Below are 12,957 nucleotides of genomic sequence, written 5' to 3' on the forward strand. Positions count from 1 at the left end.
CCGTGACCGTCCCCCGCTCCCTCCCCCGCTCCCACCCCCTCTCGCTCTCCCTCGACGGCAAGGTCGTCGTCATCACCGGCGCCGGACGCGGCCAGGGCGCGGCCGAGGCCCGGCTGTGCGCCGAGGCCGGAGCGCGGGTCGTGGTCACCGACATCCGGGAGGAGGAGGGCCGCGAGGTCGCCGCCCCGCTCGGCGACCAGGGGCTCTACGTGCGCCACGACGTGGCCGACGCCGACAGCTGGGCGGAGGTGGTCCGCGAGGCCGTACGCGCCTTCGGCACGGTCTCCGCGCTGGTCAACAACGCCGCGCTGTGGCGCACGGCCCACGTGGAGCGCCAGGGCCTGGAGGACTTCGAAGCCCTGCTCCGGGTCAACCTCCTCGGACCGTTCCTCGGCATCCAGGCCGTGGCCCCGGTGCTGCGCGCAGGCGGAGGCGGCTCGATCGTCAACGTCTCCTCCACCGCCGGGCTGGTCGGCATCCCGGGCCACGCGGCGTACGGCTCCAGCAAGTTCGCCCTGCGCGGGCTGACCAAGTCGGCCGCGCTGGACCTGGCGGGGGACCGGATCCGGATCAACTCCGTGCACCCGGGGGCGATCGACACCCCGATGGTCAGCGAGGCCGTCGCGGGACGGGACTGGTCGCACCTGCCACTGGGGCGGATCGGGCGGCCCGAGGAGGTCGCGGAGCTGGTCCTCTTCCTCTGCTCGGACGGGTCCTCGTACATCACGGGCGCGGAGTTCACGGTCGACGGCGGGATGACGGCGCGATGAGCGGCCCGAAGAACGGCCCGATGAGCGGCGCCGACCGGCTGTCCCCGGCGGCCCGCCGGCTGTGCGACGCCATGGCGGCGGTCTTCCCCGGACCGGGGGACCCGGCCGCCCTGCGCGCGGCCGCCTCCGGCTCCGCGGGCGGCGGCGCGGTGGTGGCCTCCGTACGGGATGCCGACGCGGACGGGGTCCCCGTACGGATCTACGACCCGGCGCCGGGCGGTGGCGGGGGCCGCCCGCTGACGGTGTTCTTCCACGGCGGGGGCTGGGTGATGTGCGGCCTGGACACCCATGACGCGCTGTGCCGGGCCCTGGCCGTGGCCTCGGGCGCGGTGGTGGTCTCCGCGGACTACCGGCTCGCGCCCGAACACCCCTGGCCGGCCGCGCCCGACGACGCGCTGACGGTGCTCCTGTGGGCCCGGGCGAGGGCGGCCGTACTGGGCTGCGACCCCGCGCGGCTGGTCGTCGCCGGGGACTCCAGCGGAGGCAACCTCGCGGCCGTCACGGCCCTGCGGGCCCCCGAACTCATCGCCGGCCAACTCCTGTTCTACCCGCCGCTGGACGCCTCGATGGAGCACCCCTCGGTGGCGGAGTTCGCGCGGGGGTACTTCCACACGGCCGCGCACATGGCCTGGTACTGGGACCAGTACGGCGGCGACCCGGACCACCCCCACGTCTCCCCGCTGCGCGCCCCCGACCTCTCGGGGCTGCCGCGCACGCTGCTGGTGCTGGCCGACTGCGACGTCCTGCGGGACGAGGGCCTGGCCTACGGGCGCCGGCTGGGCGGGGCCGGAGTCGACTGCGGGATCCACCTGGTCCCCGGGGTCTTCCACGGCTTCCTCGGCCTGCCGCTGACGGCCGCGGCCTCGGCGATCGGGGCGGCGGGGGCGTGGGTGGCGGCGACGGGAACGCCGTAGAGGAGGAGGGGGCTGGGCGGCCGGATTCGAACCGGCGTCCTCCTCCATGATGTGTAGGCGCACTACCTCTGTGCTACGACCCAGCCCTTGCGGTGGATCCTAGGCACGGCCCGGCGGGTGCGCACCCGAATATCCCCGGCATGATGTGCGCATGTCGATATCGGTCCCGGGGGCCCTGGCGCGCAACTCCCTCGCCCTGGCAGCGGAGTTCGCCGCCGCGCTGCTGATGCGAGGCTTCCAGCCGCACTGGCTGCCGGTCATGCTCGGCCTGGTCGCCCTCGTGTCGGGACTGCCGCACGGCACCGAGGCCGGCTTCGTCCACCGGGTCGTGCTGGCGCTGGGCGCGGTGGCGATCGCGCTGTGCGCGGCCCGCGCCCTGGACGAAGCCGACCCGGCCCTCCTCTGGCAGGTCCTGACCGGCGTCCTGGCCCTGACCCAGACGGTCTCCCTGACCCGCCTCTCGCGCCGGGGGCCGGCCCCCGTGCGGGGGCGCCGCACGTGAGCATCGGTCCGTGCTCCGCCGGTGGCTAAAGGCGCTCGATGATCGTGACGTTGGCCTGGCCGCCGCCCTCGCACATGGTCTGGAGGCCGAAGCGGCCGCCCGTGCGCTCCAGTTCGTGCAGGAGGGTCGTCATCAGCTTGACGCCCGTCGCTCCCAGGGGGTGTCCCAGGGCGATCGCGCCGCCGTTGACGTTGACCCGCTCCGGGTCCGCGCCCGTTTCCTTCAGCCAGGCCAGGGCCACCGGGGCGAAGGCCTCGTTGATCTCGACCAGGTCGATGTCGGAGAGGGACATGCCCGTCTTCTTCAGGGCGTACGCCGTCGCCGGGATCGGCGCCGACAGCATGCGGATCGGGTCCTCGCCGCGCACCGACAGGTGGTGGATGCGGGCCCGCGGGCGCAGCCCGTGTTCCCGTACCGCCCGCTCCGAGGCCAGCAGCATCGCCGCCGCGCCGTCCGAGACCTGGGAGGAGACCGCCGCCGTGATCGTGCCGCCCTCCATGACCGGCTTCAGCCCCGCCATCTTTTCGAGGGTGGTGTCGCGGCGCGGCCCTTCGTCCACCGACACCGACCCGTACGGCACGATCTCCCGCTCGAAGCGGCCCTCGTCGATCGCGCGCAGCGCCCGCTGGTGGGAGCGCAGGGCGAACTCCTCCATGTCGAGGCGGGAGATGCCCCACTTCTCGGCGATCAGCTGGGCCCCGTGGAACTGGTTGACGGGGGAGTCCCCGTACCGGGCCCGCCACCCCGCCGAGCCCAGGTAGGGGCCCTCGGTGAAGCCGAGCGGTTCCGCCGCCTGCCGCGAGGCGAAGGCGATCGGGATCATCGACATGTTCTGGGTGCCGCCCGCGACCACCAGGTCCTGGGTGCCGGACATGACGCCCTGCGCCGCGAAGTGCACGGCCTGCTGCGAGGATCCGCACTGGCGGTCGATGGTGACGCCGGGGACCTCCTCGGGGAGTCCCGCCGCCAGCCAGGCCGTCCGGGCGATGTCGCCGGCCTGCGGCCCCACCGTGTCGAGGCAGCCGAAGACCACGTCCTCCACGGCCGAGGGGTCGATCCCGGACCGTTCGACGAGCGCCTCGAGGACGTGCGCCCCCAGGTCGGCCGGGTGGACCTCGGACAGGCCTCCCTTGCGCCGCCCCACGGGGGTGCGTACCGCTTCGACTATGTAGGCCTCGGGCATCGGAACTCCTCAGGGATATCCAGGCAGGTGCCGGGGATGGATTACGTGCGTGTGGCGATGCCGTCCAGGACCATCGACAGGTACTGGCGGGCGATCTCTTCGGGGCTGTGCTGGCCGCCCGGCCGGTACCAGGACGCCGCCACCCACACCGTGTCGCGCACGAAGCGGTAGGTGAGGCGGATGTCCAGGTCGGCGCGGAAGACCCCGTCCGCGACCCCGCGCTCCAGCGTCCCCAGCCACGCCTTCTCGAACTTGACCTGCGAGTCGGAGAGGTAGTGGAAGCGGGGCTGGACCGACAGGGTCCGGGATTCCTTCTGGTAGATGGCGACCGCGGCGCGGTGCCGGTCGATCTCCCTGAACGATTCGGTGACGAGGGCCTCGATGGTCTCCCTGGGTCCCCGGCCTGCGGCGAGGACGGTGTCGTACCCCTCCCAGAGCTCGGTCAGGAAGGCGGAGAGGATCTCGTCGAGCATCGATTCCTTGGAATCGAAGTGGTAGTAGAGGCTGCCGGCGAGCATGCCGGCGGCGTCGGCGATCTTGCGGACGGTGGTGGCGTTGTAGCCCTGCGCGGCGAAGACCTCGGCGGCGGTGTCGAGGAGTTCGCGGCGGCGTTCGGGTGACGCCGTCACCTGGGGCTTCTTCTTGGCCGTCGATGCGATCGGCTTGTTCGTTGGCACCCGGCCATTCTCGTCATAGGTCGCCCTACGCGTGCTGACTGCTGACCGACACGGTCTCGCCCGTCATGTACGACGAGTAGCCGCTGGCCAGGAACACGATGACGTTGGCCACCTCCCAGGGCTCGGCGTAGCGGCCGAAGGCCTCGCGGGCGGTGAGTTCGGTGAGCAGCTCCTCGCTGGTCACCTTCACCAGGTGCGGGTGCATGGCCAGGCTCGGCGCGACCGCGTTGATCCGTACGCCGAACTCCGCCGCCTCCAGCGCCGCGCAGCGGGTCAGCGCCATCACCCCGGCCTTGGCGGCGGCGTAGTGGGCCTGCCCGGTCTGGGCGCGCCAGCCGATGACGGAGGCGTTGTTGACGATCACCCCGCCCGTTCCGGAGGCCCGCATCGCGCGCATCGCGGCGCGGGTGCAGCGGAAGGTGCCGTTCAGCGTGACGTCCAGGACGCGGGACCACTGGTCGTCGGTCATGTCGACGAGGTTCGCCGTGCCGCCGAGCCCGGCGTTGTTGACGACGAGGTCGAGGCTGCCGTGGAGCCGTTCGGCGAGCGCGAAGAAGGCGGCCACCTGCTCCTCGTCGGTGACGTCGCAGGGCAGGGAGGCGACCTTGTCCGCGCCGAACTCAGCGGCCAGCGCCTCCTCGCTCTCCTTGAGCCGCCGGGCGTGCGCGTCGCCGATGAGGACCCGGGCCCCCTCCTCCAGGAACCGGCGCGCGGTGGCCCCGCCGATGCCGGCCCCGGCGGCGGCGGTGATCACGGCGCTCCGGCCGGTCAGCAGCCCGTGCCCGGCCACGTACTCGGGTGCGTTGCCCCTCGCGTTCATGGCCGTACCTCCTTCGGAAGGCCGAGGATGCGCTCGGCGACGATGGTGCGCTGGATCTCGTCGGAGCCCGCGTAGAGGGTGTCGGAGCGGGAGAAGAGGAAGAGCCGCTGCCAGTCGTCGAGGTCGTACGGGTCCCCGTGCGCCCCCGCCGCCAGGAGGGAGGCGGCTCCGCGGACGTCCATGGCCAGCTCGCCGAGGTCCCGGTGCCAGCGGGCCCAGTACAGCTTGGCCGTGGACGGGGCGACCCCGGGCCGCAGCGCGGAGGCGCGCATGGTCTCCAGACCGATCCAGGCCCGGACGAGCCGGTCGCGGATCAGCGGATCGGTGAGGGCGCCGTTCTGCTTGGCCAGCGCCCCCAGGTCTTCGAGTTCGCGGCGGAAGCCGACCTGCTGGCCGAGGGTGGAGACGCCGCGTTCGAAGCCGAGGGTGGCCATGGCGACGGCCCAGCCCTCGCCGGGCGCGCCGACCACGTGGGCGGCGTCGGCGCGGGCCCCGTCGAAGAAGACCTCGTTGAACTCGGAGGTCCCGGTCAGCTGCACGATGGGCCGGACCTCCACCCCGGGCTGGTCCATCGGGACCAGGAGGTAGGAGAGCCCGGCGTGCCGGCGGGAGCCCGGTTCGGTGCGGGCGACGACGAAGCACCACTGCGAGGCGTGGGCCAGGGAGGTCCAGATCTTCTGGCCGTCCACCACCCACGCGCCGTCCACCAGGGCGGCCCGGGTGCGGATGTTCGCCAGGTCCGAGCCGGCGTCGGGCTCGCTGTAGCCCTGGCACCACAGCTCCTCCACGGCCCGGATGGGCGGCAGGAAGCGCCGCCGCTGCTCCTCGGTGCCGTGTGCGATGAGGGTGGGGCCGAGGAGCTGCTCGCCTATGTGGTTCACGCGCGCGGGCGCGTCGGCCAGCGCGTACTCCTCGTGGAAGGCGATCTGCTGCTCCGTGCTCGCGCCGCGGCCGCCGTACTCGACGGGCCAGCCCACGCAGGTCCAGCCGTGCGCCGCCATGTGCCGCTCCCACGCGAGGCGTTCGGCGAAGGCCTCGTGCTCCCGGCCCGGTCCGCCGCGGCCTTTGAGGGCGGCGAACTCACCGGTGAGGTGGGTCCGTAGCCAACTCCGAACCCCGGTGCGGAACTCCTCGACGCTGCTCATGGCCGTACGTTAACCTACCAAACACTTGTTAGGGAAGGATCCTGGGATGCCGATGCCCGATGACACCACCGTGCTCTATGAGCGCCGCGGACCGGTCGCGTACGTGACCATGAACCGCCCCCGGTACCGCAATGCCCAGAACAGCGCGATGACCTACGCCCTCGACGACGCCTTCTACCGGGCCGCGGACGATCCCGCGGTCAAGGTGCTCGTCCTGGCCGGGGCCGGCGAGCACTTCTCCGCCGGCCACGACATCGGCACCCCCGAGCGGGACGCGCACCTGCCCTTCGAACGCCGGGCCGGCCTGTGGTGGGACCACTCCCAGCGCTCCGGCGCCGAATCCCGCTTCGCCCGCGAATCCGAGGTCTACCTCGGCATGTGCCGGCGCTGGCGCGAACTGCCCAAGCCCGTCATCGCCTCCGTCCAGGGCGCGTGCGTGGCCGGCGGGCTGATGCTCGCCTGGGTCTGCGACCTGATCGTGGCGAGCGAGGACGCCTTCTTCGCCGACCCCGTCGTCCGCATGGGCATCCCGGGCGTCGAGTACTTCGCCCACCCGTGGGCCATGCCCCCGCGCATCGCCAAGGAGTTCCTCTACACCGGCGACCGGATGCCCGCCCGCCGGGCCTACGAGATCGGCATGGTCAACCGGGTCGTCGAGCGGGCCGAACTGGCGGAAGCCACCGACCGGCTCGCCCTGCGGATCGCCGAGATGCCCTCCTTCGGCCTCGCCCTCACCAAGCGGGCCGTCAACCAGGCCGAGGACCTCCAGGGTCTGCACACCGGCATGGACTCCGTCTTCGGCCTGCACCACCTCGCGCACGCCCACAACGCCGAAACGGCGGCGGACTCGCTCGGCGGCATGAACATTTCAGGAATGAAAGGTGTCGCGATGAACGATGCCGCGATGAAAGGTGTCGCGATGAACGATGCCGCGATGAAGGAGGCGAACGGCTGATGGACCTGAACCACTCGGCGGACGTGGAGGCCTTCCGGGCCGAGGCGCGCGACTGGCTCGCCGCCCACGTGCCCGCCACCCCCCTGCCCTCCCTGGAGACCCGGGAGGGCTTCGCCGCCCACCGGGAATGGGAGGCGCTCCTGCACTCCGCCCGCTGGGCGGTGGTGTCCTGGCCCGAGGAGTACGGCGGCCGCGGCGTCGACATCGAGCACTGGCTGGTCTTCGAGGAGGAGTACTGGGCCGCCGGCGCACCCGGCCGGGTCTCGCAGAACGGCATCAACCTGCTCGCCCCCACCCTCTTCGACCACGCCACGGACGCACAGCGCGCCCGCGTCCTGCCCTCCATGGCCAGTGGCGAGACCATCTGGGCCCAGGCCTGGTCCGAGCCCGAATCCGGCTCCGACCTCGCCTCCCTCACCTCCCGGGCGGTGCGCACCGAGGGCGGCTGGCTGCTGTCCGGGCAGAAGACCTGGTCCTCGCGGGCCGCCTTCGCCGACCGCGCCTTCGGCATCTTCCGCACCGACCCCGACGCCCCCAAACCCCACCAGGGCCTCACCTACCTGATGTTCGACCTGCGCGCCCCCGGGGTCACGGTGCGGCCCATCGGCCGCCTCGACGGCAAGCCGGCCTTCGCGGAACTCTTCCTCGACGAGGTCTTCGTCCCCGACGCGGACGTCATCGGCGAGCCCGGACAGGGCTGGCGGATCGCCATGTCCACCACCGGCAACGAGCGCGGGCTCACCCTGCGCGCCCCCGGCCGCTTCCTCGCCTCCGCCGACCGCCTCGTGGAGCTCTGGCGGAGCCACGGCGACCCGGCCGACACCGCCCAGCGCGACCGGGTCGCCGACGCGGTCGTCGGAGCCCGCGCCTACCAGCTGTTCACCTGGGCCAACGCCTCCCGCTTCGCCGCCGGAGAGACGATCGGCGCCGAGTCCAGCCTGAACAAGGTCTTCTGGTCCCGGTACGACATCGCCCTCCACGAGAGCGCCCTCGACCTGCTCGGCCCCGACGCCGAACTCGCCGACGGGGAATGGGCCGAGCCGTGGATCTTCTCCCTCGCCGGTCCCATCTACGCGGGGACCAACGAGATCCAGCGCGACATCATCGCCGAGCGGCTGCTCGGCCTCCCGAAGGGCCGCCGCTGATGCGCTTCCTGCCGTCCGAGGAACAGTCGGACTTCGCCCGCACCCTGCGCGCCCTGCTCGGCGCCTCGGACGTCCCGGCGGCGGTACGGGCCTGGGGCGCGGGCGACCACGTCCCCGGCCGGGCGCTGTGGGCGCGGATCGCCGCCACCGGACTGTTCGCCCTCGCGGCCGACGAGGCCCACGAGGGCATGGGCCTGATGCCGCTGGAGATGACGGCCGGGTTCGTGGAGCTGGGCCGCGCCGGGGTCCCCGGCCCGGTCGTGGAGACGGCCGCCGCCGCCGTACTCCTGACCCGGCTCGGCGACGAGGCCCTGGCCGAGCGGTTCCTCCCCGGGCTGGCGGCGGGGGAGACCCCGGCCACCCTCACCCTGCCCGGCGGGGGCCCATACGCCCTGGACGCCGACGCGGCCACCCACCTCTTCACGGTGTCCCCGGCCGGGGAGCTCCGCCTGGCCCCCGGCGCCGGACCGCCGCGCACCTCCACCGACCCCGCCCGCCGCCTGGCCCTCCCGGACGGCGGCGGCGAACTCCTCGCCGCCGGCCCGGCCGTCACCGCGGCGGCCCGGGACGCCGCCGACTGGGCCCGGCTGCTCACCGCCGCCCAGTGCCTCGGCACCGGCGAGGCCCTCCTCGCCCGCACCGTGGAGTACGCGAAGCAGCGCACGCAGTTCGGCACGGCGATCGGCGCCTTCCAGGCGGTCAAGCACCGGCTCGCCGACACCCTGATCGCCCTGGAGTTCGCCCGGCCGCTGCTCTGGGCGGCCGCGCTCTCCCTGGACCCCGGGGAGGTCGCGGCGGCGAAGCTGACCGCGGGCGAAGCGGCGTACGCGGCCGCCATGACCGCGCTCCAGCTGCACGGCGCCGTCGGCTACACCGAGGAACTCGACCTCTCCCTGTGGCTGCGCAAGGCCCGCCCGCTCCGCGACGCCTGGGGAAGCCCCTCGCAGTGCCGGGCGGCGGTGCTTCAGGAGCGGCTGCGGGGGAGCGGCTACGCGGCGCGGACCAGCCCCGCCTCGTAGGCGAGGATCGCGGCCTGGGTCCGGTTCGAGAGGTCGAGCTGCGTCAGGATCCGCGAGACGTACGTCTTCACGCTCGCCGGGGACAGGTGCAGGGCCTCGGCTATCTGCAGGTTCGTCCGGCCCTCGCCGACCAGCGCGAGGACGTCCCGCTCGCCGGGGGACAGGGTGGAGAGCTGCTCCGCGTGGTCGGGCGCCCCGGTGCGGGTGTCCGCCCGTTCCAGCAGCACCCGCATCACCCCGGGCGCCAGGGCGCTGCCGCCCGCCGCGACCGTGCGGATCCCGGCGAAGAGCTCCTCGGGGCGCAGGTCCTTCAGCAGGAACCCGGCCGCTCCGGCCCGCAGCGCGTCCAGGACCAGGTCGTCCGCCGTATAGCCGGTGAGGACGAGCACGCGCGGGGGATCAGGCAGCCGCAGCAGCTGCAAGGTGGCCTCCATGCCGTCGACCTTCGGCATGACCAGGTCCATCAGTACGACGTCGGGCCGGTACGTGCGGGCCAGCGGCACGGCCTCGGCCCCGTCGGCGGCTTCCGCGACCACCTCGATGTCCGGGGCGCTCGCGAGCAGGGTCACCAGCCCCGACCGTATGAGGCTCTGGTCGTCGACCACCATCACGCGGATCGTCATGACCCACCTCCCCTGAATCCCCGTCTCATTACGGACATTACCGCCATATAGGGACTTAAGTCCGCCCAACCCTCCCTCCCCAGTCCCCTTTTGCTGTCCCGCTTGTCCTCTTTCGGCGACTTCGGGCACCCCCCGTCTTCCCGGACGGTGGTTACCGAGGCAGAACGCACCACCGCTTCACCCGGTGCACCGGCCTCCCCAATGTCCCCGATGTCAGGAACTCCGCATGTCTTTCCCCTCTGCTCGCACCCTCGCCGGTCTCGTTGTCGCCGGTATCGCCGCACCCGCCGCCGTGGGTCTCGTGGCACAGCCCGCGTCCGCCGCGTCGGTCGGCACGTGGGACAAGGTCGCCCAGTGCGAGTCCACCAACGACTGGAGCATCGACACCGGCAACGGCTACTACGGCGGTCTGCAGTTCTCCTCCAGCACGTGGGCGGAGTTCGGCGGCCGGCAGTACGCCCCCCAGGCCGACCAGGCCACCAAGGCGCAGCAGATAGCCGTCGCCGAGAAGGTCCTGGCGACCCAGGGCCCCGGCGCCTGGCCCTCCTGCGGCAAGCTCGCCGGCCTGCAGCGCGGCGGTCCGGCCCCCGAGGCGCCCGCCCGGGGCACCGGTACCTCGACCGCCGACGAGGGCGCCGAGGCCCAGGCCGCCCCGAAGGCCCAGGGCAAGAACAACTACACCGTGGTCGGCGGCGACACCCTCGGCACCATCGGCTCCGAACTCGGCGTCAGCTGGGAGTCCCTCTACTCCGCGAACCGCTCGGTGATCGGGTCCGACCCGGACATGATCTTCCCGGGCCAGCGCCTCGCGTACGGCTCCGACTCCGGCGGCGGCGCCGCGGCCGCGCCGAAGTCCGCCAGCTCGTCGAGTTCGTCGAGCTCGTCGAGCTCGTCCAGTTCGTCCAGCTCCTCGGACTCCTCCGCCTCCTCGGACTCCTCCGGTTCCGAGGACTCCTCCGGCAGCGGCTCCGGCAGCAGCGCCGAGGGCGCCCTGCCCGTCTCGGGCGGCAGCATCTCCGCGCGCTACCACCAGGCGGGCGGCTGGGCCGCCGGCCACCACACCGGCATCGACTTCGCGGTGTCCACCGGCACCCCGGTCAGGGCGGCCGCCGCGGGCACGGTCGTCTCCTCCGGCTGGCAGGGCGCGTACGGCAACGCCGTCGTCATCAAGCACGACGACGGCCGCTACACCCTCTCCGCCCACCTCTCCTCGGCGACCGCCTCCGAAGGCGAGCGCGTTTCCGCCGGCGAGCGGATCGGCCGCTCCGGCAACACCGGCAACTCCACCGGCCCGCACCTCCACTTCGAGGTCCGCTCCAGCAACAGCTACGGCGCCGACGTCAACCCGGTCTCCTGGCTGAACGGCCTCGGCGTCTCCGTATAAGCGGCACGAGCGACGCCCCGGGCCGTCACGCGCCGGTTCGCCAAGGCCGGTTGACCCACACACACGTCCCCCCGGGATGCCCCTTCGGCGGAAGAAGGGCAACCTGGGGGGACGTTTTGGCATGTTCTGCGCGCTTCTGTGCGCCGACGGGGGGTGGTGACGTCATGCAGGCCGTGCCCGGTCGCGCCGGACAACTGCTGGAACGGGGTCTGCGGACCCTGACCGGGGAGAGCAGCGGGGCGCCGGACCCGGTGCGCGCCCGCCGCACCGACATCTGGCTCGCCCTGGTCTGCGGGCTGCTCACCACCCTCAACCTCCACGACGTCCACCGCTTCGGCCTCGTCACCGACTACCCCACCAGCCTGGCCGCCGGCTGGCTCGCGGCGCTCTCCCTGCTCTGGCGCCGCTCCCACCCCTGGATACCGGCCCTCGCGGCCACCGCCGCCACCCTCGTCTCCGACGACCGCGGCCCCCTCGTCTTCGGGGCCTACGCCCTGGCCGCGTACGGCCGCGCCCACCGCTGGGGCGGGGTCCTGCTGATGGCCGTCGTCTACGCGGCCACCCGTGACGTGTTCCTGCCCCTCGGGTACGCGGGGCGCGACCCCGCCTCCTTCGTCCTCGGCTCCATCCTCGTGCCCGCCCTGTACGGGGAGACCGTGCGCCGCAACCGGCACGTCATGGCCGCGCTGCGCGAGCGGGCCCGCCAGGCCCACGCCGCCGTGGACCAGGCGGCCGACCTCGCCGTCGTCCAGGAACGCACCCGTTTGGCCCAGCGCACCCACGACGGGCTCGGTCACCGCCTCACGGCCCTCACGATGCAGGCCGCGGCCCTGCGTCTGGACGCGGAGGCCGATCCGCGGGTCCGGGAGGCCGCGGGGGCCGTGGAGGAATCGGCGCGGGCCGCGATGGCCGAGGTCAGGGAGGTGCTGGACATGCTGACCGACCCCGCGGGCAGCCGTGCGCACACCTCCCCCGTGGACGTGGGCCGCTTCCTCGGTTCCCTGGTCCGGAACATGCGGGCCACCGGCATGGAGATCACCCACCACACCCAGCCCGGGCTGGGATCCTTCCCGGCGGCCGACGGGCGCCTCCTGCTGCGGATCGCCCGCGAGGGGCTCACCAACGCGGCGAAGTACGCCCCCGGCTCCGCCGTTCGGATGAATCTTTCCGCCGACGACGGGGAGGTCCGCCTCGACGTGGTCAACACCGCCCCGGAGGGGGAGCGGATCGTCCTCGACTCCGGCGGCATGGGCATTCCGGGGCTCCGGCGCGCCCTCACGGAGGTGGGCGGGAAGCTGCGCGCCGGATCCACTCGGGACGGAGGTCACATGCTCGCGGCGACACTCCCCGACCGACGTGTGCTAGCTTAGAGCTCGTTGCAGTTGTGGTACCCATGAACTTTATGTGCGCCTGACGGGAATGCTCCGACAGGCGCTTTTATTGTTTTGCCGGAATCTCCGGATGGGGCCCTTTGCCGCCTATTCAGGAGATTCAAAAATGGCACTTGGCACCGTGAAGTGGTTCAACTCGGAAAAGGGCTTCGGCTTCATCGAGCAGGACGGTGGCGGCCCGGACGTCTTCGCCCACTACTCGAACATCGCCACCCAGGGCTTCCGTGAGCTCAACGAGGGCCAGCGCGTGTCCTTCGACGTCACCCAGGGCCAGAAGGGCCCCCAGGCGGAGAACATCCTCCCCGCCTAAGGCAGTCAGCACGCCGGGGTCCGCACCGAGTAGGTGCGGGCCCCGGCTTGTCTGCTGTATCGCACCAATTGTTTGCAGTGCTTTGTGCAGTACCTGCCGGTTTCAGGAGGGCTTTCTCG

General features: G+C 72.8%; 14 protein-coding genes and 1 tRNA gene. 9 read left to right on the forward strand and 6 right to left on the reverse strand.

The window, feature by feature from the left end; genetic code table 11:
- Positions 1 to 2: 2 nt before the first annotated feature.
- Both ACIQV3_RS04645 and ACIQV3_RS04650 read left to right on the forward strand, forming a co-directional pair.
- The gene (locus tag ACIQV3_RS04645; RefSeq protein ID WP_403709710.1) at positions 3 to 770 is read left to right on the forward strand and encodes an SDR family NAD(P)-dependent oxidoreductase; all 768 of its coding nucleotides are present in this window, start codon (positions 3 to 5) and stop codon (positions 768 to 770) included.
- A complete protein-coding gene (locus tag ACIQV3_RS04650) occupies positions 767 to 1,684 on the forward strand; it encodes an alpha/beta hydrolase (RefSeq protein ID WP_403709712.1) in 918 nt (305 codons plus the stop codon). Before ACIQV3_RS04645 ends, ACIQV3_RS04650 begins: the two co-directional genes overlap by 4 nt.
- 10 nt (positions 1,685 to 1,694) lie before the next feature.
- On the opposite strand, the gene ACIQV3_RS04655 is transcribed toward ACIQV3_RS04650, so the two are convergent.
- A tRNA-Asp gene (locus ACIQV3_RS04655) sits at positions 1,695 to 1,769 on the reverse strand.
- A 66-nt stretch (positions 1,770 to 1,835) separates the two neighbouring features.
- On the opposite strand from ACIQV3_RS04655, the gene ACIQV3_RS04660 reads away from it, so the two are divergent.
- Entirely contained in the window at positions 1,836 to 2,186 is a 351-nt protein-coding gene (locus tag ACIQV3_RS04660) for a hypothetical protein (protein WP_403709714.1), read from the forward strand.
- 25 nt (positions 2,187 to 2,211) lie between these two features.
- Here the strand turns inward: ACIQV3_RS04660 and ACIQV3_RS04665 are convergent, their stop codons facing one another.
- The 4 genes from ACIQV3_RS04665 to ACIQV3_RS04680 are packed head-to-tail and all read right to left on the reverse strand — an operon-like array spanning position 2,212 to position 6,011.
- Entirely contained in the window at positions 2,212 to 3,369 is a 1,158-nt protein-coding gene (locus ACIQV3_RS04665) for an acetyl-CoA C-acetyltransferase (RefSeq protein WP_403709716.1), read from the reverse strand.
- Positions 3,370 to 3,410: 41 nt separating this feature from the next.
- On the reverse strand, positions 3,411 to 4,046 hold the full coding sequence (locus tag ACIQV3_RS04670; protein ID WP_403709718.1) for a TetR/AcrR family transcriptional regulator: 636 nt from the start codon (positions 4,044 to 4,046) through the stop codon (positions 3,411 to 3,413).
- Positions 4,047 to 4,071: 25 nt separating this feature from the next.
- Entirely contained in the window at positions 4,072 to 4,866 is a 795-nt protein-coding gene (locus ACIQV3_RS04675) for an SDR family oxidoreductase (protein ID WP_403709720.1), read from the reverse strand.
- A complete protein-coding gene (locus ACIQV3_RS04680; protein ID WP_403709722.1) occupies positions 4,863 to 6,011 on the reverse strand; it encodes an acyl-CoA dehydrogenase family protein in 1,149 nt (382 codons plus the stop codon). The genes ACIQV3_RS04675 and ACIQV3_RS04680 overlap by 4 nt, the downstream gene beginning before the upstream one ends.
- Positions 6,012 to 6,057: 46 nt before the next feature.
- Here ACIQV3_RS04680 and ACIQV3_RS04685 point away from each other — a divergent pair, with 46 nt between their 5' ends.
- From ACIQV3_RS04685 to ACIQV3_RS04695, 3 genes are read left to right on the forward strand one after another with little or no spacing between them, the layout of a single operon-like run.
- A complete protein-coding gene (locus ACIQV3_RS04685; protein ID WP_403709724.1) occupies positions 6,058 to 6,966 on the forward strand; it encodes an enoyl-CoA hydratase in 909 nt (302 codons plus the stop codon).
- Positions 6,966 to 8,111, forward strand: coding sequence for an acyl-CoA dehydrogenase family protein (locus ACIQV3_RS04690; RefSeq protein ID WP_403709726.1), 1,146 nt, complete (start codon positions 6,966 to 6,968; stop codon positions 8,109 to 8,111). Before ACIQV3_RS04685 ends, ACIQV3_RS04690 begins: the two co-directional genes overlap by 1 nt.
- Complete coding sequence (locus ACIQV3_RS04695; RefSeq protein WP_403709728.1) at positions 8,111 to 9,130, forward strand: acyl-CoA dehydrogenase family protein; 1,020 nt, start codon at positions 8,111 to 8,113, stop codon at positions 9,128 to 9,130. Before ACIQV3_RS04690 ends, ACIQV3_RS04695 begins: the two co-directional genes overlap by 1 nt.
- Here the strand turns inward: ACIQV3_RS04695 and ACIQV3_RS04700 are convergent.
- Positions 9,100 to 9,753: a response regulator gene (locus tag ACIQV3_RS04700; protein WP_403709730.1), complete on the reverse strand. Its 654-nt coding sequence runs from the start codon at positions 9,751 to 9,753 to the stop codon at positions 9,100 to 9,102. The two genes, ACIQV3_RS04695 and ACIQV3_RS04700, sit on opposite strands and share 31 nt — an antisense overlap.
- Positions 9,754 to 9,979: 226 nt before the next feature.
- On the opposite strand from ACIQV3_RS04700, the gene ACIQV3_RS04705 reads away from it, so the two are divergent.
- The 3 genes from ACIQV3_RS04705 to ACIQV3_RS04715 all read left to right on the forward strand — a co-directional run bounded on the left by ACIQV3_RS04705 (position 9,980) and on the right by ACIQV3_RS04715 (position 12,838).
- A complete protein-coding gene (locus ACIQV3_RS04705) occupies positions 9,980 to 11,137 on the forward strand; it encodes a peptidoglycan DD-metalloendopeptidase family protein (RefSeq protein ID WP_403709732.1) in 1,158 nt (385 codons plus the stop codon).
- A 164-nt stretch (positions 11,138 to 11,301) separates the two neighbouring features.
- The gene (locus ACIQV3_RS04710; protein WP_403709734.1) at positions 11,302 to 12,507 is read left to right on the forward strand and encodes a sensor histidine kinase; all 1,206 of its coding nucleotides are present in this window, start codon (positions 11,302 to 11,304) and stop codon (positions 12,505 to 12,507) included.
- Between the two features lie 127 nt (positions 12,508 to 12,634).
- Positions 12,635 to 12,838 (forward strand): cold-shock protein, encoded by a 204-nt coding sequence (locus ACIQV3_RS04715; protein WP_112447913.1) that lies wholly within the window; start codon positions 12,635 to 12,637, stop codon positions 12,836 to 12,838.
- Positions 12,839 to 12,957 lie beyond the last annotated feature (119 nt).

It is taken from the genome of Streptomyces sp. NPDC099050, from assembly GCF_044759865.1.
GTDB lineage: Bacteria > Actinomycetota > Actinomycetes > Streptomycetales > Streptomycetaceae > Streptomyces.